The organism is Rhizobium sp. S163 (assembly GCF_030380805.1).
In the GTDB taxonomy this organism is placed as follows: domain Bacteria; phylum Pseudomonadota; class Alphaproteobacteria; order Rhizobiales; family Rhizobiaceae; genus Rhizobium.
In genome coordinates this window covers 61,733-79,509 of record NZ_JAUDSA010000012.1, presented here as the reverse complement: position 1 = coordinate 79,509, position 17,777 = coordinate 61,733, and the positions used below count along the sequence as shown (strand labels likewise).

Annotated in this window: 14 protein-coding genes; all 14 read right to left on the bottom strand. The window is 63.4% G+C overall.

Annotated elements, in window-relative coordinates; all coding sequences use genetic code 11:
* Positions 1–26: 26 nt before the first annotated feature.
* The gene (locus tag QTL96_RS10340) at positions 27–1,208 is read right to left on the bottom strand and encodes an acyl-CoA dehydrogenase family protein (RefSeq protein ID WP_289727688.1); all 1,182 of its coding nucleotides are present in this window, start codon (positions 1,206–1,208) and stop codon (positions 27–29) included.
* A 109-nt stretch (positions 1,209–1,317) separates the two neighbouring features.
* Entirely contained in the window at positions 1,318–2,418 is a 1,101-nt protein-coding gene (locus QTL96_RS10335; protein ID WP_289727687.1) for an LLM class flavin-dependent oxidoreductase, read from the bottom strand.
* A 157-nt stretch (positions 2,419–2,575) separates the two neighbouring features.
* The gene (locus QTL96_RS10330; protein WP_289727686.1) at positions 2,576–3,658 is read right to left on the bottom strand and encodes an LLM class flavin-dependent oxidoreductase; all 1,083 of its coding nucleotides are present in this window, start codon (positions 3,656–3,658) and stop codon (positions 2,576–2,578) included.
* The gene (locus QTL96_RS10325) at positions 3,655–5,379 is read right to left on the bottom strand and encodes an ABC transporter ATP-binding protein (protein ID WP_289727685.1); all 1,725 of its coding nucleotides are present in this window, start codon (positions 5,377–5,379) and stop codon (positions 3,655–3,657) included. The genes QTL96_RS10330 and QTL96_RS10325 overlap by 4 nt, the downstream gene beginning before the upstream one ends.
* Positions 5,358–6,203 carry an ABC transporter permease gene (locus QTL96_RS10320; protein WP_113012308.1) on the bottom strand — a complete coding sequence of 282 codons (846 nt, stop codon included), beginning with the start codon at positions 6,201–6,203 and terminating at the stop codon, positions 5,358–5,360. The genes QTL96_RS10325 and QTL96_RS10320 overlap by 22 nt, the downstream gene beginning before the upstream one ends.
* Positions 6,200–7,210, bottom strand: coding sequence for an ABC transporter permease (locus QTL96_RS10315; RefSeq protein WP_289727684.1), 1,011 nt, complete (start codon positions 7,208–7,210; stop codon positions 6,200–6,202). Before QTL96_RS10315 ends, QTL96_RS10320 begins: the two co-directional genes overlap by 4 nt.
* 34 nt (positions 7,211–7,244) lie before the next feature.
* Positions 7,245–8,894: an ABC transporter substrate-binding protein gene (locus QTL96_RS10310; protein WP_113168138.1), complete on the bottom strand. Its 1,650-nt coding sequence runs from the start codon at positions 8,892–8,894 to the stop codon at positions 7,245–7,247.
* A gap of 362 nt (positions 8,895–9,256) precedes the next feature.
* On the bottom strand, positions 9,257–11,602 hold the full coding sequence (locus QTL96_RS10305) for a molybdopterin-dependent oxidoreductase (RefSeq protein WP_113168137.1): 2,346 nt from the start codon (positions 11,600–11,602) through the stop codon (positions 9,257–9,259).
* Between the two features lie 46 nt (positions 11,603–11,648).
* On the bottom strand, positions 11,649–13,028 hold the full coding sequence (locus QTL96_RS10300) for an FAD-linked oxidase C-terminal domain-containing protein (RefSeq protein WP_113168136.1): 1,380 nt from the start codon (positions 13,026–13,028) through the stop codon (positions 11,649–11,651).
* A 71-nt stretch (positions 13,029–13,099) separates the two neighbouring features.
* On the bottom strand, positions 13,100–13,702 hold the full coding sequence (locus QTL96_RS10295) for a DsbA family protein (protein ID WP_113168135.1): 603 nt from the start codon (positions 13,700–13,702) through the stop codon (positions 13,100–13,102).
* A 40-nt stretch (positions 13,703–13,742) separates the two neighbouring features.
* Positions 13,743–14,726, bottom strand: a complete 984-nt coding sequence (locus QTL96_RS10290; RefSeq protein WP_289727683.1) for a tripartite tricarboxylate transporter substrate binding protein — start codon at positions 14,724–14,726, stop codon at positions 13,743–13,745.
* 20 nt (positions 14,727–14,746) lie between these two features.
* Positions 14,747–16,264 carry a tripartite tricarboxylate transporter permease gene (locus QTL96_RS10285; protein WP_289727682.1) on the bottom strand — a complete coding sequence of 506 codons (1,518 nt, stop codon included), beginning with the start codon at positions 16,262–16,264 and terminating at the stop codon, positions 14,747–14,749.
* Entirely contained in the window at positions 16,261–16,761 is a 501-nt protein-coding gene (locus QTL96_RS10280) for a tripartite tricarboxylate transporter TctB family protein (RefSeq protein ID WP_113168132.1), read from the bottom strand. The genes QTL96_RS10285 and QTL96_RS10280 overlap by 4 nt, the downstream gene beginning before the upstream one ends.
* 18 nt (positions 16,762–16,779) lie before the next feature.
* Positions 16,780–17,754, bottom strand: a complete 975-nt coding sequence (locus QTL96_RS10275) for an NAD(P)-dependent oxidoreductase (protein ID WP_289727681.1) — start codon at positions 17,752–17,754, stop codon at positions 16,780–16,782.
* Between the last annotated feature and the right edge of the window lie 23 nt (positions 17,755–17,777).

Genomic DNA, 17,777 nt, shown 5'->3' with positions numbered 1-17,777 from the left:
TATCGAGATGCCGTGCGGCCTTCTCGCTATGCCGTCTTGAGCACCGGTATGACCGGGGAGCGCTCGATGCGAGCGGCCTCCTCGGCGTTCCATTTCTGATAGGCGGCGCGGCCCAGCATCAAGATCGACGTGTCCTCCTGCGGCGCATGCACCAGCACCGACTGAACGTCCCTGAAATGCCGCTCGATGCCGAGATCGGCATTGAGGCCGGGGTTTCCAAGGCCGCGCACAGCGAGCTGCACCGCCTCACGCAACTGGCGGCCGGCGATCAGGCGGGCCCGGATCAGTCTTTCGGCAGCACCATCCGTCGATGCGAGCGCGCTGAAGATGATCTCGCGGGCGCCGGAAACGAGAAGGTCGATTTCGCCCGAAAGCGTGACGAACCTCTCCGTCCGCGCGATCGGGTGGCCGAGGTTGGAGGGAATGCGTTCATGGGCGAAGCGGGTGAATGCCGATTGCGCGGCTTCCGCGGCGCCGAGGTAGATCGCGGTCAGCGCAAGGTTCATCGCGGCGTGCGCGCGATTGTCCTGCTGGGCGACCGAGGGGTCAACCAATTCCAGCGCGTTTTCCGCGGGGACCTCGACATCGACATATTCGACGTCATGCGAGCCCGTCGCGCGCATGCCGAGGCTCTTCCAGTTCTCGATGACGCGGATCCCCGGCAGGCCGTTCGGCACGACGAATGTCCCGACGCGGGCAGAAAGTTCGTCCGTATGCGCCCAGACGAGGAAATGGCTGAGGCCATGCGCGCCCGTCACAAAACGCTTGCGGCCGGTGATCGACCAGCCGTTTGGCGTGCGGCGCGCCACGGTGGCGGGAAGACCGCCACGGGCGGGTGAGCCCAGTTCCGGCTCGACGCGCGCGGCATTGAGGAGCAGCGGACGCTCCTTCGCCTCGGCCAGCAGGCGCCGATAGAGATCGTCAGGCCAGTGGCTCTTGGTCGCCTGGCCGAGATGGTTGAAGATTGTCATGGCGCTGATCAGCGCCACCGATGGATCGCCCCGGCCGAGGGCCGCGAGGATATGGGCAGCATCGCTCAGCGTACCGCCCTTGCCGCCGTAGCGGTTGGAAACCGTACTCTCGAGTAAGCCTGCTTGGTGGACAACGCGGATGCCGGCCCAGGGAAACTGGCCTGTCTGATCGGCTTCGGGTGCGGCTTCCGCAAGGAGCCGAACAGTGTCATCAAGGGCGATCTGGCTATAGGGCATGCTGAGGCCTTCTGGCTGTCGGGGAGCATCCTCAATATCTCGTGAGGATGCTTTTCAGGCGGACGCTGAGAGAGAGCTACGGTCCGGCGCTGCGGCCGGACTGCATGCATCATGCGGCGTTCTTCTTGGCGTTATCCCGTTCGCGGATGCCCTCGCGCACCAGCGGCAGGATGTAGCGCCCGTAGTCGACCGCGTCGTTGAAATTGTCATAGCCTCGGATGGAGATCAGGTCGGCGCCGAGGTCGATATAGTCTAGGATCGAATCCGCGATGGTGCGCGGCGAACCCACGAGCGCGGTGGTCGCGCCGCTTGCGTTGGTGGCGGTCACCGTCGGATACCAGAGCGCGCGGTCATGCACGTCGCCGCGAGCTGCGATATCGAGCAGGCGCTGCGAGCCCACGTTGGCTGGCGGTGCGGCGTTGATCGGCGCGCGCGCCAGGCCTTTCTGGCGGTTGGCGGTCAACTGATCGAGAACCTTGTGAGCTTTCTCCCAGGCGAGTTCGTCGGTCTCGGCGACGATCGGGCGGAAGGTGACCCAGATGCGCGGACGATCCGTGCGGCCGGCCTTCGCGGCTTCCGCGTAGATCCGCTCGATCTGTTGCTTCGTTTCCTTGAGCGGCTCGCCCCAGAGCCCGAAGATATCGCAGAGCGAGCCGCCGATGCGATAGGCCGCGTCCGACGAGCCGCCGAGCGAGATCGGGATGAGACCATTGGTGGGGCGAACGGCGCTGCGGAATTGCTTGAACTGATAGTATTTCCCGTCAAAGTCGAAGGGCTCCTTCGATGTCCAGGCGAGGCGCAGGATGCGGATATATTCTTCCTGGCGCTCATAGCGCTCCTCCTTGTTGAGGAAGTCGCCTTCGCGGGCCTGTTCGTCGTCGCTGCCGCCGGCAATGAAGTGGACGACCACGCGGCCGCCGCTCAGCTGGTCGAGCGTCGCGAGCGATTTTGCCGCCACGGTCGGGTAGACCGTGTTCGGCCTCAGCGCGACGATGATCTTGATGTTCTTGGTATGCGCCAGCACCGTGGCGCCGAGCGTGAAGGGATCGAAGGAGGACGAGGAGTAGGGAATGAGCGTGTAGTTGAAGCCGTAGTCGTCAAGGGCGCGTGCGTAGCGTTCCAAAAAAAGCGGGTCGACGGGAGCATCCGGCAGCGGGTTCAGGTCGTTCGACGCGTTTGGAAAGCTTACGCTGATGAATTCCGCGGTCATGAGAGCTCCTTGATGGTGGCGGCGAGTGCTTGGACGTTACGCAGTGGCGAATTGATAATGAAGAGAGGCATTTCTATTTCTATAGAAAACATAGAATATTTTGCTGCCGTGCGGCTTTGAGTGAAGGCCATGGTCGCGATGTCTGCTCTGCCTGAGGCTAGAAACCGGGCGTCCAGCCAAGCGCTGGCGCAACCGTGCGGGAAAGGTCGCTCAACAGCCTGACGTTGTCGCTGAGGTCGAAGGCGGGCGGCAGGAACAGCACCACTTCGTCGGCGGCCGCAAGGCCCGGGTCGTTGAATACTGCGTCGATCACCTCGTCGGGCGAGCCTTGAAACACCGGTGAGATCCTGAGATCGGCGGATTGCGTGGGCGGCGCGAGCGCGCCGTTGGGGCGCGATGCGGCAATGCCTTTGGTTCGCCGTTCGAGATCGTAGGCGGCGTATTTCTCGCGGAGGGCGGCGCTCGTGCCGACAAGGATCGAGGCTGCGACGGCGACCGGAGGCGGTTCGGCTTTCCAGAGCCTGCGCCAGGTCGACCGGTAGGCTTCGATGATCCGGGCCTGGTACTGGCCGAAGGTCTCGCCCTCGTCGAGGTCGTGCAGCACGGTTCCCGAGATCAGGCCGATGCCGAGCTCCGCCGCCTGTGTGGCCGAGCTCAGGCTCGCCGAGCCCTGGCGGATACGCGCGCGCAACGTCGGGCTGTGCGGCGTCACCCGCAGTTCGGCGCCTTCAGGGGCACCCTGGCCGGGCTCGGTCACGGTATGAAGGACCTCACCTGAGATCGCCGCGAGAAACCGGGCCTGGCGGCGCTTGGCTTCCGTGCGCGCATCGGTGTCGGTGGTCCCGAACACGGCGTCGAAGGCCGCAGTCGCGCCGGTCGATATCGCGAGCTCCAGCCGTCCGCCGATCAGGAGATCGGTGGTGCCGGCGGCTTCGGCAAGGAGGATCGGGTCCTGATAGCGCAGCGGGATCACCGCTGATCCCAGCGTGATGCGGCTGGTGTGCTGGCCGGCGGCGGCGAAGAAGGGAAGTGGCGAGGACAGATAGTGGTCGAAGTGCCGCTGATAGGCCCAGCCCGATTGGTAGCCGAGCGCCTCGGCCTGCCTGAATAGTTCGATACCATCCCTCAGGCCTTGCGCCGGGCCGGTGTCGTCACTGAACGACACGCGGGTATTGAAACCCAGTCGTTGCTTCGGCCGGAAGCCCACCGGCACGGTGTCGACGGATGCGGCGATGGTCATGCGATTTGCTCCTGACGCTTGACTGGCCGGAGCTTGCCGCTCGGCGCGGGGGCGGCTTCGGCGATCCCCGCGGGGATCGATTCCAGCAGGGACGCGGTGTAGGGATCCTTCGGCGCCCCGAAGATCTCAGCGACCGTTCCATGCTCGACGATGCGGCCCTGGCGCATGACCGAGACGGAGTGCGCGAGCTGGCGGACCAGGGCCAGATCGTGCGAGACGAACACATAGGTCAGGCCGAGTTTTGCCTGCAGCAACAGCAGCACCTCGACGATATCGGCCTGGACGCTGACATCGAGTGCGGAGGTAGGTTCGTCGAGCACGATGACATCGGGTCTGAGCACCAACGACCTGGCAATTGCCACGCGCTGGCGCTGGCCGCCGGACAGCGCGCCCGGCTTGCGACCCAGCAGATGCTCGCCGAGCCCGACATCGGCCATGGCCTCGCGAACGCGAAGGTCGCGCTCCCGAGGCGTGCCGATCTTGAACCTGTCGAGCGGCTCGCGAACGAGGTGTTCGACCTTCCAGCTCGGGTCGAGCGACGTGAACGGGTTCTGGTAGACGAGCTGCAGGTGGCGCCACACGGAGCGCAACGCGGTTCGGCTTTGGCCGGTCACCGTTTCGCCGGCGACGGTGATCGCGCCGCTGTCGGGTTCTTCCAGTCCAAGCAGCAGGCGGATGGTGGTTGTCTTGCCGGAACCGGATTCGCCGACCAGCGCATGAGTGGTTCCAGCGGGGACCTCAAAGGAGATGTCGTCCACCGCCGTCAGCGTCTTGCCGTCGACCGTGAACCGCTTCGTCACGCCGCCGACGGTGATCTTCGGCGCCCGGCTACGGTCCTTGAGAAGAGCGAGGCCAGGATCGCGAAGTCTGGCGTAGCGGTTCGGGTTGAGCGCCGGAACATCGGCATGCAGCTTGCGGGCATAGTCGGATGCCGGCGCGGCGAAGACCGTCGGTGTCCGGCCGACTTCCTGCACGGTGCCGTTCTTCAGCACGACCAGCGCATCCGCGCGCTCGGCGGCTATCGCCAGGTCGTGGGTGATGAGGAGAAGGCTGATGTCGAGCTCGTGCTGCAGGTGCGACAGCAGGTCGAGGATCCGTTTCTGGATGGTGACGTCGAGCGCCGAGGTCGGCTCGTCGGCGACGAGAAGCGTGGGGCGGGGCAGCACGGCGAGGCCGATCAGCACTCGCTGCAGCATGCCGCCGGAAAGCTGGTGCGGGTAGGATTCGTAGACGCGCGCAGGATTGTCGAGCCCGACCTGCGCGAAGGTTTCAAGGATGAGCGCCTTGCGGATCGCCGCATTGGGCTCGTCGGTGAGCGCCGCCGCCTCCATTGCCTGCGCGCCGATGGTGCGAACGGGATTGAGCGCGTTGCCCGGATCCTGCGGCACAAAGCCGATCTTGCGTCCGCGAAGCGGCCGGAACTGACGCTCGGATTGCGCCAGTATGTCCTTGCCGCCGAACATGATCTTCCCGTTTGCCGCGCCGCCACTCGGCAGCAGCCGCAACACGGCGCGCGCGATCGTCGATTTGCCCGATCCGGATTCGCCAATTAGCGCGAGGCTCTTGCCTTGTCCGAGTTCGAAATCGACGCCATGAACCACCTCCTGGCGTCCATAGGACACCGAGAGATTTTCGACGGACAGGAGCGGTGCCGCGCTGGTCGCGACAACGGCATCCTGGTGGGTGATGAACGCGGTGTTCAGTCTGTTTTGCGAAGCCATCGGCTGATCCTGTTCACAGAGAGGACGGTCGCGATCGTGACGAAAGCGGGTGCATAAACGAGCCAGGGCCATTTGAGATAATCCTTGCCGATCGAGATCAGCAGGCCCCAATCGGAGGCTGGCGGCGGGTCGCCGTAGCCAAGGAAGGCAAGGCTGGCGATGACGAGGATCGACTCACCGAATTGCAGCACGGCGAGCGGCAATACCGAGCGCGAGGCGTTCGGGAGCACATGGCGCAAGAGGATGTACCAGCGCGAACCGCCCGACAGGAACGAGGCCTCGACGAAGGTCGACTGCCGGGTCTTGATGACCTCCGAGCGCGTGACGCGCGCGAAGAAGGCGACAGCCGAGACGCCGGTCGCGATGGCGGCGTTGATCGTCTCGAAGCCGATGGCCGTCACCACGATGACCGCCAGCAGAAACTTGGGAATGGAGAGCAGTACGTCGACCAGACGTGCGAAAACGATATCGACCCATCCGCCGAGAAAGCCGGCGACCAGCCCGATTAACCCGCCGGCCACTACGCCGATGACGACGGCGACGAGCGCGCTGGAGACCGACGATGCGGTGCCGAAGACGACGCGGGCATAGACATCGCGGCCGAGATGATCCGTGCCGAACCAATGCGCGAAGCTCGGGCCCAGCAGTTTGTCGGCGGGAACGCCGACAACAGGGCTATGGCTGGTGAATAGCTGCGGCACGATCGACCATCCGACAACGATCGCGATGATCGCCAATGACAGCAGGACGGTGGCAGGGAGGCGCAGAGCGGCGAGCCGGCCGGAGCCTGCGTTCGAGAGGGAGAGGTTGGATACGAGGCTCATGGATGCACCGCCGTTGTCGTGTCGAGCGCGCTGTCATCGGCCGTTGTCGGGCGACGCTTCGCGGTCCCGAGGAGTTTCACGCGAGGATCGAGCAGCGGGTAGAGGAGATCGGCAATCAGATTGACGAGCACGAAGACGACGGCGCCGAGCGAGACGATCGCCTGCAGAACCGGCAAGTCCTGCGTGCTCACCGATCGCTGCACAAGGCTGCCGACGCCGGTGCGTCCGAACACGGTCTCGGTGATCAGCGAGCCGCCAAGCAACTCGCCGATGGTCAGCGCGACGACCGTGACGACGGGCAGCGAGGCGGGCTTGAGGAGATGCCGGACGAATAGGCGCATCTGACCGATGCCCCGGCTGCGGGCAACGGCTGCGTATTCCTGCTCGGCTTCCTTGTCGAGATTGGCGATCAGAACTTCGGCGATCTGCGCGGAGACGGGAATGCCAAGTGCGACGGCGGCAAAGAAGGTCGCCCACGCGCTGTCGGGGTTGATCACCCTGAAGAGGCCGAGCTGGAAACCGAAGACGTGGATCAGCACCAGACCGATGACGAAATTTGGTACGGATAGAAAGAGCGACGGAAAGCCGCGCAACAGCCCCTGTCCGAGCCGCTTGGGCACGAAGCGGGTGCCGTAGGCGACCGCCGTGGCGATCACCAATGCGACCGCAAGGCCGGCGGCTGCCAGGATGAGCGTCGAGGGCAGCACCTCGCTGATCAGGGTGACGACCGGCCTGTTGGAGCGCATCGATATACCGAGATCGCCAGTCAGGAAGCCGGAAAGCGCGTTCCACAGCTGCACGATGACAGGTTTGTCCAGGCCCTGCGCGGCGATGATCTCGGCGATTTCTTCTTCGCTGAAGCCGTTTTGCGGGTTGCGCAAGACGCTGGTGATCGGGTCGCCAGGCAGGATGCTGACGACTACGAAGGTGAACACATAGGCCAGCAGGATGACGACGGCAGCCTGGCCGAGCCGTTTTGCGGCGTAGGTTAGGTAGACATTGTTCATGCCGATGCCTCACATGTTTCAGGTGTATCGCTCGTCAGCCGACGAGCGAGGCCGTGTAGTAGCTGGCATAGGCGACGCCGTTGTAGACCTCGCCCTTCAGCTTGGGCGACTGCACGTAGATGCGCTGGACGATCTGCGTGCGCGGGATGAAATAGCCCTGGTCAAGAACATATTGCTGCAGGTCGTCGAGGAGCGGCTTGCGCTCGTCGATGGAACCGGCGCCGGCGATCTTGTCGCGCAGGTCGTTGAGCTTCGCGTCACGGTCGTCGAGCGCGAACCAGTTCTCGCCGTTGTTCGCGTTCGTCAGGATACTGGCCACCGTGCCGGCGTCGATGAAGCTGCGCGTCACCTCGTAGGTCGGGACGGCTGCGCCGCCGAACTTCACCTTTTCGCCGAAGGTCACGACGTCATAGGCCCGGATCGCAACCTTCCAGCCGATCTTGCCGAGTTGCTGGGCGATCAGCTCGTCGACCGACTTGGAGGTGGCGAGGTAGGGGTTGGAGTGGATGGTCAGCACCAGCGGCTTGCCGTCCTTGCTGCGAATGCCGTCGGCGCCTTTTGCCCAACCGGCTTCGTCGAGCAGCTTTTCGGCCTTCTCAGGGTCGTAGCTCAACTGATCGCTGTGGTCGGTTGCGCCGGGCACGTTGCTCTGGATGAAGGACGTTGCCAGCTTCCAGTCCGGCGTATAGACGGTGTCGATGATTTCCTGGCGGTTGATGCCGGCCTGCAGGGCCTGGCGAACCTTGACGTCGTCATAGGGTGCCAGCTTGGTGTTGACCGCCCAGCCATTGACGAAGCCGAGATAGCGCGGCGTGGCGATGGTGAAACCTTCGTCCTTCAGCGACTTCAGCTCTTGGGGAGAGGCGTTGTAGGCGATATCGGCCTGGCCGGATTGGACAGAGGCGACCCTGAGGGATGGCTCCGACACCAGCTTGTAGGTGATGGAATCGAGGAAAGCGGGGCCGGTGTGGCCGACGGCTTCCGGTCCCCAGTTGTAGTCCTTGCGCTTGACCAGCGTGACGTGGTCGCCCTCTTTCCAGCTTTCCACCACAAACGGGCCGCTGCCGGCCGTCTTGCTGAGGTCGGCCTGCTCAGCTGCCGGCAGCGCGATGCTCTTGGGAGAGATCAGGATCGATCCGTGATAGCCGAGCGTCGGTATGAAGCCGAGCGTCGGCTTTTTGAAGAAGACCTTCACCGTGCTGGTATCGACGGCCTCGGCATGATCGTAGGTCTTGGGGAAGAGGCCGATCGGATTGATGCCTTCGTTCTTGCGGCCCGCATACCAGATATCGAGGTTGGCGACGACGCCTGCCGCATCGAGCGGCGCTCCGTCCGAGAAGGTCACGCCGCTCTTCAGATGAAGCGTGAATTCGGTGGCCTTGTCATTCTGCTCCCAGCGCTCCACCAGCCAAGGGCTGACCTTGCCCTCCTGGTCGACGTAGAGCAGCTTGTCGGTGACGTGGCCCCAGATATGGCCCTGAAAGCTGGAGATCGCGCTGTTGTTCGGGATCCAGGTGTCGCCGAGGGAATCGATCAGAAAGGTGATGTCGCCACCCTCGCGCGGAGCGTCGGCGGCCTGCGCGAAACGAGTTGCCGAGGCAACGAGTGCCGCACCTGCGGCCACGGATGTGGTGATCAACAGACGGCGTCGGGAGAGGGAAAGCAAGGAGGAACGTTCGGTCATGGGTGATCCAGATGATGGAGTGATATCTTGGTGATGCGTCGGGTCGCGGAGACGCGCGGGCGCGAGGCCTCGGCTGAGTGCCGCGACTTGTAAGGGTGCGTGGGCGATAGGCGCGGGCGGAAAGCCCGGTGTTATCGGGCCGGCATGGTGGAGCACATCGCGCGCGGACCGTGCGTTCTGGTCTTTGTGTCGGTCATTAAAAGCTCCCTCGTTTCGGCTCTAAGTTCATGACGGACAGCCTAGCAGCGCATCCCGCTGGAGAAAGACTAGTTATTCTTTTTCTATGGACTTAGTAGATTAATTTGCCGGTATTTCGGATGCTGTATGGATTGGTGTTTCAGGGCGTTTTCCAAGAGCGGACCTCACGCCCGATTGTTGAGCGCGGCCCTGATTGAGGCATCGTCTTCGCGCGCCACGAAGCGCATCGGCTCGAAGATCCGCACCGGCGGTAACGGGCCGGTGAAGCGCTCAAGTTCAACCCGCGTGATCTGCCCGGTCGAGCCCTGCGCGAGCTCCGACGTACCGATGTCGCGCGTCAGGATATTGGGGTTTCCGTGAATGCACATGGTGGTTTCCGCTTCAGGATCGGCGGGCTCGAACCATGCGCCCGTTGCCAGCTGCATCACGCCCGGCCGCACGTCGTCGCTGAGGATGGCGGCGGCAAGGCAACTGCCGCGCTCGTTGAACAGCCTGACGATATCGCCGTCCGAAATCCCGCGCGCGGCCGCATCGGCGGGATTGATCCGGATCGGTTCGCGACCGTCGATCTTCGTCGAGCGGCTGAAGGCGCCGTAATCCAGCTGGCTGTGCAGGCGCTGGTAGGGCTGATTGCAGATCAGGTGCAGGGGGTAGCGGGTTTCGTCCCCGGCCTCTCCTCTTGAATCTGGCGGATACCATTGCGGATGGCCGCCGCAATCGTCGTAGCCGAAGCGCGCGACCCTCTCGGAGAAGATCTCGATCTTTCCCGACGGCGTCTGCAGCGGAGAGGCGTCCGGATCATGCCGGAACCCGTTCGCCGGGCCGCCATCATCCGGCTTGATTGGGAGGCGCAACTCGCCCCGCTCCCAGAATGTCTCGAAATCCGGCGCCTCGTGGCCGCCGGCGGCGAGCGCGTGGCGCGTCGTCTCGAACAGAAATGCAAGCCATTCGCGGCTCGTGCGGTTTTCTGTGAAAAGCTCGAACTTGCCGAGCCGCTGGGCGATCTCGGCAAAAATCTCGTAGTCGTCCCTGGCTTCGTCGACCGGCTCGATCAGGCGCTTCATCGCGATCATCAGCTGGTCGCGATCCGCAGCGCCGATGTCGTCGCGCTCGAGCGTCGTGGTTGCCGGCAGCACGATGTCGGCATGTCGGGCCGTCGAGGTCCAGGCCGATTCATGCACGATGATCGTCTCCGGCCGCCGGAACGCTGCGCGCAGCCGGTTGATATCCTGATGATGATGAAACGGATTGCCGCCCGCCCAGTAGACAAGGCGGATATCGGGATAGCGAAGAGCCTGGCCGTTATAGTGAAACGCTTCGCCGGGGCCGAGCAGCATGTCCGCGATCCGCGCGCAGGGAATGAAATCTGGCACCGGGTTCTTGAACTGGTTGAGCGTCGGCAGCGGCACGGCGAGAAGCTTCTTGCCGATATTGCCGAGGGCGCCGAGCGAATAGGAATAGCCGCAACCATCCAGCCCGATCTGCCCGAGCATGGCCGCAAGCACGATCCCCATCCACACCGGTTGCTCGCCGAAGTCGGCGCGTTGCAGCGAATGGCTGACGGTGATCAATGTCCTGGACCGCGCCATGGCGCGCGCGAGGTCTTGGATTGCGCTAGCGCCAAGGCCACAGATCGACGCAGCCCATTCCGCTGTCTTCGGCGTGCCGTCCGCGCGGCCGAGGAGATAGTCTTCGAAGCGGTCGTATCCGACGGTATAGCGGTCGAGAAACTGGGAATCGTGCAGGCTTTCGCTGGCAAGCACATGGGCGAGGCCCAGCATCAAGGCCACGTCGGTGCCGGGAACGACAGGCATCCACTCGGCATTCACCTCGGCTGGAAAGTCATCGGCCAAGGGGCTGACCAGCACGAAACGCGCACCGCGGGCGCTTGCTCCTTTCAGTTTCGGCAGCACGACATGGTTACTGATGCCGCCGCCGTGCACATCGGCGTTCTTGATCGCCATGCCGCCGAAGGCGACGACCAGCTCGCTGCTACGCTCGATCGCATCCCAGGTGACGCTCTTGCGATCGAAGCTGTCATAGGGGCCGAGCACGTGCGGGATGATCACCATCGCCGCACCGGAACTGTAGGTGTTCACGGAACGCACGTAGCCGCCGAGCACGTTGAGGAAGCGATGGATCTGGCTCTGGGCATGATGGAAACGGCCGGCGCTCGCCCACCCGTAGGAACCGCCGAAGACGGCGCTTGGGCCAAAGCTTTCGTAAACCCGCGTCAATTCCGCTGCGACGAGATCCGCCGCCTCCGACCAGCTGACTTCGACATAATCGTCGGCACCACGCCTTTGCGCGTGGCCGGGCCTGCCCTCAAGCCAGCCCCGGCGGACTGCCGGCCGCCTGATGCGCACCGGACTATCGGCAATCGCTGCCAGATTGCCCAGCAGCGGCGACGGATGCGGATCATCAGGATGAGGCTTTATCTCTAGCCGGCCATCGGCCATTCGGCCGGAAAACGCGCCCCAGTGAGAGCTGTGAGGTTTAAACGCATTCATGTTGAAACGCCCTCGCCATCGCGGCCGGTTGAGGAAAATGCTTAACTTACTGCGGAAGGATCTTTCCGGGGTTCATGATGTTCTGGGGATCGATGGCGCTCTTGATGACGGCCATCAGGTCGACGGCATCGCCGTGTTCCTCGCGCATATAAGCGATCTTGCCTGAGCCGACACCGTGTTCACCGGTCGACGTTCCGCCAACGGAAATTGCGTATCGGACCATTTTTTTGTTGATTGTCGCGACCTCCTCGAGTTCGGAGCGGTTGTCCGGATCGACCGCGAAGACGACGTGATAGTTGCCATCTCCCACATGGCCGAGAATGGCGGCGGGCACGCTGCAGCTCTTGAGCAGTTCGCGCGTCTTGACGATGCAGCCGCTGAGTTCCGACACCGGCACGCAGACATCGGACGACCAGCCTTTGGCGTTCGGGCGCTGCGACACGACGGCGTAAAACGCGTTGTGGCGCGCCTTCCAGAGGCGGTTGCGATCCTCGGGCGCGTTGGCCCACTCGAAATCCCGGCCGCCACTGTCCTTGACGATGGCCGCGACCATCTCGACCTGTTCTTGAACGCTGGCGGGCGAGCCGTGAAACTCGAAGGCCAGCGTGTCCTTGATCTTGAGCGAGAGGCTGGAATAGGCGTTCACCGCCTGGATCAGTCCACGGTCCATGAGTTCCATGCGGGCGACGGGTATGCCGAGCTGCACCACCGCGATCGCGGCGGCGACCGCCTGCTCGACGGTCTCGAATGAGCAGAGTGCGGCCGAGATGGTTTCGGGAATGCCGTAGAGCCGCAGCGTCACTTCTGTGATGATGCCGAGCGTGCCCTCGGAGCCGACGAAGAGCCGCGTCAGGTCATAGCCCGCAGACGATTTGCGGGCCCGGCCGCCGGTGCGGATGATCTGGCCGTTGGGAAGCACGACGGTCAGCGACAGCACGTTCTCGCGCATCGTGCCGTAGCGCACCGCATTGGTGCCGGACGCGCGTGTCGCGGCCATGCCGCCGATCGAGGCATTGGCGCCGGGATCGATTGGGAAGAAAAGTCCAATGTCGCGCAGATGGGTGTTCAGTTGTTCGCGGGTGACGCCGGCCTCGACCGCGCAATCGAGATCATCCGCGCTGACGCGGGAGATATTGGCCATGCGCGAGAGATCGATCGAAACGCCGCCGCGCACTGCCGTTAGATGACCCTCAAGCGACGTTCCGGCCCCGAACGCGATGACTGGCACGCCCTCTGCTGCGCAAAGCCGAACGGTTTGCGCCACTTCTTCCGTGCTCTCAGCAAACACCACGGCATCCGGGATCGCCGGCGTGTGGTGGGATTCGCCCCGTCCGTGCTGTTCGCGAAGCGCCTGCGCCGTCGAGAAGCGGTCGCCGAAAAGCTGCAGCAGTGTTTCGCCGAGCGACGGCGGAAGGGTGGGGGACATGATCAACTCCGCGGAAATAGTCTCGAAACAAACAAGCCGGGCCCCGTTACGAAGCCCGGCCTGGTATCAGGTCAGGCGACCAGCTTTTCGCCCTTGAGGTGACGCTCGAGGAAGGGAAGGCTGTCTTGTCCCCAGTAGAGCTCGTCCTCGTAGCGGTAGGTCGGCAGGCCGAAGACACCGCCTGCCTTGGCGGTTTCGTAATTGGCCTTCCAGACCGATTGGACGGCCTCGCTCGCACCCTGTTCATCCAATGCCGCGCCGTCGAAGCCCGCCGCGTCGGCGATCGCGCGCCGAACGGCGGCGTTGCCAATATCCTCGCCGCCGGTCCAGAAGGCTTCCTGTAGCGCGCTCGCGAGCTTCAGCCAGTCTTGGCCGTTCTCGATCGCGGCGATCAGCATGAAGCCGGCCGACGTCGGGTCGGAGAGTGCTCCGCGATTTTCGAAGTTCAAAACCTTGCCGCGCAGGGCCGCCCAACGCTTCAGGTCCTTCATCCAATAGGCGCGGCGGGCTTGCGGCCGATTGCGCGAGTAGATCGCGCCATTGTCCTCGATCAAGGGAATGACATAGGGCTTGATCACGGCATTCTGCTTCGCAGCGAGTTCCGCAAAGGGAGCAAGGCCGATGAAGGCCCAGGGCGAGCCGACGCCGAAGAAGTAATCGATGGTCTTTGTCATTTGATGTCCTCTGGATGGTGTTGTCGCCGTTGGCGGATATTTACTGCGCGAGTGCTAGACCGGCGTCGCGGATCAGGATGCCGAATTGCTCGTTGTCGTCCTTTGCGCGCTGGCGAACCTGTTCGAGGGTCTCGATACCGGGGATGAGGCCGAAGCTCGTCACGCGCTGGCGCACGTCAGGCTGCTCAAGAATGCTGTTGATCAGGCTGTTGAGGCGGGTCTTGACCGCGTCGGGAGCCTTCGCCTGGATAGAGACTGTGTGCCAGCTGCGCGGCGCCCAGCCGCTAATACCGGCTTCAGCCGTGGTGGGAAGGTCAGGCAGTTGCTGCCAGCGGGTGTCGCCGAGAACCGCGATGCCCTTCAGTGTGCCGGAGGCGATATGCTCGGCGGCTTCCGGGCCGATGAAGATCTGTGCTTCGTTGGCGAGTACGGCCTGGAGTGCCGCCGGCGCGCCGTTATAGGGGATGTGCAGCAGCTCGATACCGCCCTTGTTGGAAAGCCAGACACCGCTCAGATGGCCGACGGTACCCTTGCCCGACGTGCCGTAGGCCAGCGCGCCGGGATTGGCCTTTGCGTAGGCGATGAGCTCACCGAGCGTGTTGGCGGCAACGGCGGGATTGACCGCAATCACCATCGGCGCATCGCCAACCAGCACCAGCGGAACCAGATCGTCGAGCGGCTTGTACTGAACCTTGGTCACCAGCGGAATGATGCCGTAGAAGCTGTTGGTGGATTGCAGCAGCGTGTAGCCGTCGGCCGGCGTGGTCATGAAGTAACTCGCGCCGATCGCGCCGCCGGCGCCCGGCTTGTAATCGTTGATCACCTGCTGTCCGGTCAGCGCCGTCAGCTTCTCGCCGAGCAGGCGGGAGATGTTGTCGCTCATGCCGCCGGCATTATAGGGCACGATGTAATCGATCTTCTTCGTCGGGAACTCTTCGGCGAGGGCCGGAAGGCCGAAAAGCGCGCTTGCCGAGAGGAGTGATGCAGCGGAGAGGAAGCCGCGGCGGGTCGGGTTGAAGGTCATGTCGTGATATCCTTTGCGCGTCACTCGGCAAACGCCTTTTGCCGGAATTTCTGGATAAAGGGGAAGCAGATGCTGAGCAGGAGCAAAGCCGTGGCCACAAGCATTGCGAGGCTGATCGGGTGGTTGACGAAGATCATCAGGTCGCCGCGCGCCACCAGCATTGAACGGCGGAAATATTCCTCCATCATCGGCCCGAGCACGAAGGCGAGAATGAGCGGCGCGGGTTCGCAGCGCCACTTGTTGAGGAAGTATCCGAGCACGCCGAAGATGGCGGTCAGGTAGACGTCGAAGGTCGTGAACTCGACGCCGTAGATACCGACGATACTGACGGTGAGAATGGTCGGAAACAGGAACTGGTAGCGGATCTTCAGGAGCTGCACCCAGATGCCGACGAGCGGCAGGTTGATGACCAGCAGCATCAGATTCCCGACCCACATGCTGGCGATCAGGCCCCAGAACAACTCCGGCTGGCTGGTCATGATGCGAGGGCCCGGAACGATTCCATGAACCATCATCGCGCCGACCATCAGCGCCATGATGGCGTTGGAGGGAATGCCCAGCGTCAACAATGGCAGGAAGGCGGTCTGTGCGCCGGAATTGTTGGCGGCCTCGGGTGCCGCAACGCCTTCGACCATGCCGGTGCCGAACTTCTGCGGTGTCTTGGAAACACGCTTTTCCGCCGTATAGGCCATAAAGGACGAGAGCAGGGCGCCGCCGCCGGGAAGCAGTCCGAGAAACAGGCCGATCAGCGTGCCGCGAATGGTGGCGGGCGTCGCACGCTTGGTTTCCTCGCGGGTTGGCCACAGGCTGCTGATCGGGTTGAGCGTCGGCGGCTTCTCGTCCCGCACCGCGTTTTCCAGCGTCACCAGAATATCTGCGACGCCGAAAAGACCGACAACGAGCGGCACGAAGGGAACGCCGTTCAAAAGTTCCATAAAGCCGAAGTCATAGCGATACTGGCCCGAATTGATGTCGGTGCCGGCAAGGCCGAGCAGCAGTCCGAGAAAGATCATGGCGATGGCGCGTAGCACCGATCCTTGCGCAAGCACCACGGAGGTGATCAGCCCAAGGAACATCAGCATGAAATACTCAGGTGCGCCGAATTTCAGCACGGCGGCCGAAAGGATGGGGGCGAAGGCAGCCATGAAGAAGGTGGCGATGGTGCCGGCGAAAAACGAGGCGACAGCCGCAACGGTGAGCGCCGCGCCTCCGCGCCCGTTGCGTGTCATCGCGTGGCCGTCGAGCGCCGTCACGACCGATGAAGCTTCACCCGGCAGGCGCAGCAGGATCGATGTGGTCGAGCCGCCATACTGGGCGCCGTAGTAGATGCCCGCGAGTGTGATGAGGCCGGTTTCCGGCGGCAGGCCGAAGGTAAGCGGCAGGAGTATGGCGATCGTCGCCGTTGGGCCGAGACCCGGAAGAACGCCCACCAGCGTGCCGATCAGGCAGCCGGCGAGGCAGAAGAACATGTTGGTCGGCGTCAGCGCGACGCTGAGACCAAGGGCGATACCGCCGAAAACATCCACGCCGCCGATCATCGCAAGGCCTCCGGCAGCACTGGTATCTGCAGGCCGAGCAGCCAGGCAAAAAGCCCGGTGGCGAATGCGGCGAGAACGATTGCCGTTGCAAGGATCGTCAGCGGCTGCGAGCCGCGATGGCTGAAGCCGGCGATCGTCACCATAAAGAAGGTCGCGACCGGCAGGCCGAGCGGCGACAGCGTCGCGGCAAACACCAGGATGGAGGCGGTGACCAAGCCGATGATGCGCAACCGAGCGACTGCCGTCGGCGCCTCTTGCCCGTCCTCTTCCACCTCAGGCAGATCCTTGCCGCGAAGCAGGACGACGAGAATGCCCATGAGGATCATGCAGCCCGAAATGCCCTTCGGGAAGAAGCCCGGTCCCATGCTGGTGAAGGTGCCAGTGTCATAGTCGCGCGCGACCCACAAGGCGCCGAGCCCGATCGCGATCAGGAAGATACCGAGCGGGATATGCGTGTTGTCGCGCCGGCCATTGGTCGTGTCAATTTGCAAACTCATTCCTCCCCGCCTGCGACGTCAGTATCCGCGCCCGGCAATGACGACATCGGTAAGCGTCTCTCCAGCTAGATAGCGGTCGAGATTGCCATGCAGCTTAGCGGCGATGCGCTCTATATTGTCTTCCGACGACCAGGAGATATGCGGCGTCAGTCGAATTTTCGGATTGGTGTAGAAGACGTGACCTGCAGGCAGCGGCTCGGGCGCGGTCACATCGAGCGTTGCGGCCGACACCTGGCCGCTATCGAGTGCCGCAAGAAGGGCCTCGTCATCGAGCACTTCGCCACGGCAGATATTGATGACATGCAACCCGGGCTTGGCGGCGGCAAAAATCTCTGCGTTGACGGAACGCCGGGTGGCCTGCGTTAGCGGCACCGCCAAAACGAGGTGATCCACCGAGCCGACCATCTCGTTGAGCGATGCGAAGAAGGTGACGTTACCGGCTTCCTGCGGCGCCTCGCGCTTGACGGCGGAAACCGTCATGCCGAGCGCGTTCAGCTTTTCAGCAGCCCGGCGGCCGATCGCGCCGTAACCATAGATGCCCACCGATTTTCCTGAGACGAGGCCGAGCGTGCGCTTCGTCCATTCGTCGGCGGAGCGCGCAAGCAGTCCGTCGAACATCTGCTTTTCATGGCCGAAGATAGTTGCGACGACATATTCGGCGATCGCCTCGGCCGAGATGCCGCGGCCGGTGGTGACCAGCGGAGCCTCGAAAACCCAGTCGGGAAATGCATCGATACCTGCCGAGGCGATCTGCACCCATTTCAGATTGAACGGCCAGCCATCGGGCCTTTGGAGAGGTGCTGCAGCCCAGCCGCGAAAGAAAGTGAAGAGGAAGTCTGCATCCTTCGGCACATCCCATGCTTGTGCCGTATCGCAATAGGTAAGCACCTTCGGCCGGCTTATGTGAGCGCTCAGCTTTTCGGCCTGGTCGGCGTCCAGGTTGCAGGCGATAACGGGCGGCCGGTCTTCGGTCCAGCCGGTCTTTGATGACATGATGTAAGCCCCATTGCGCAATT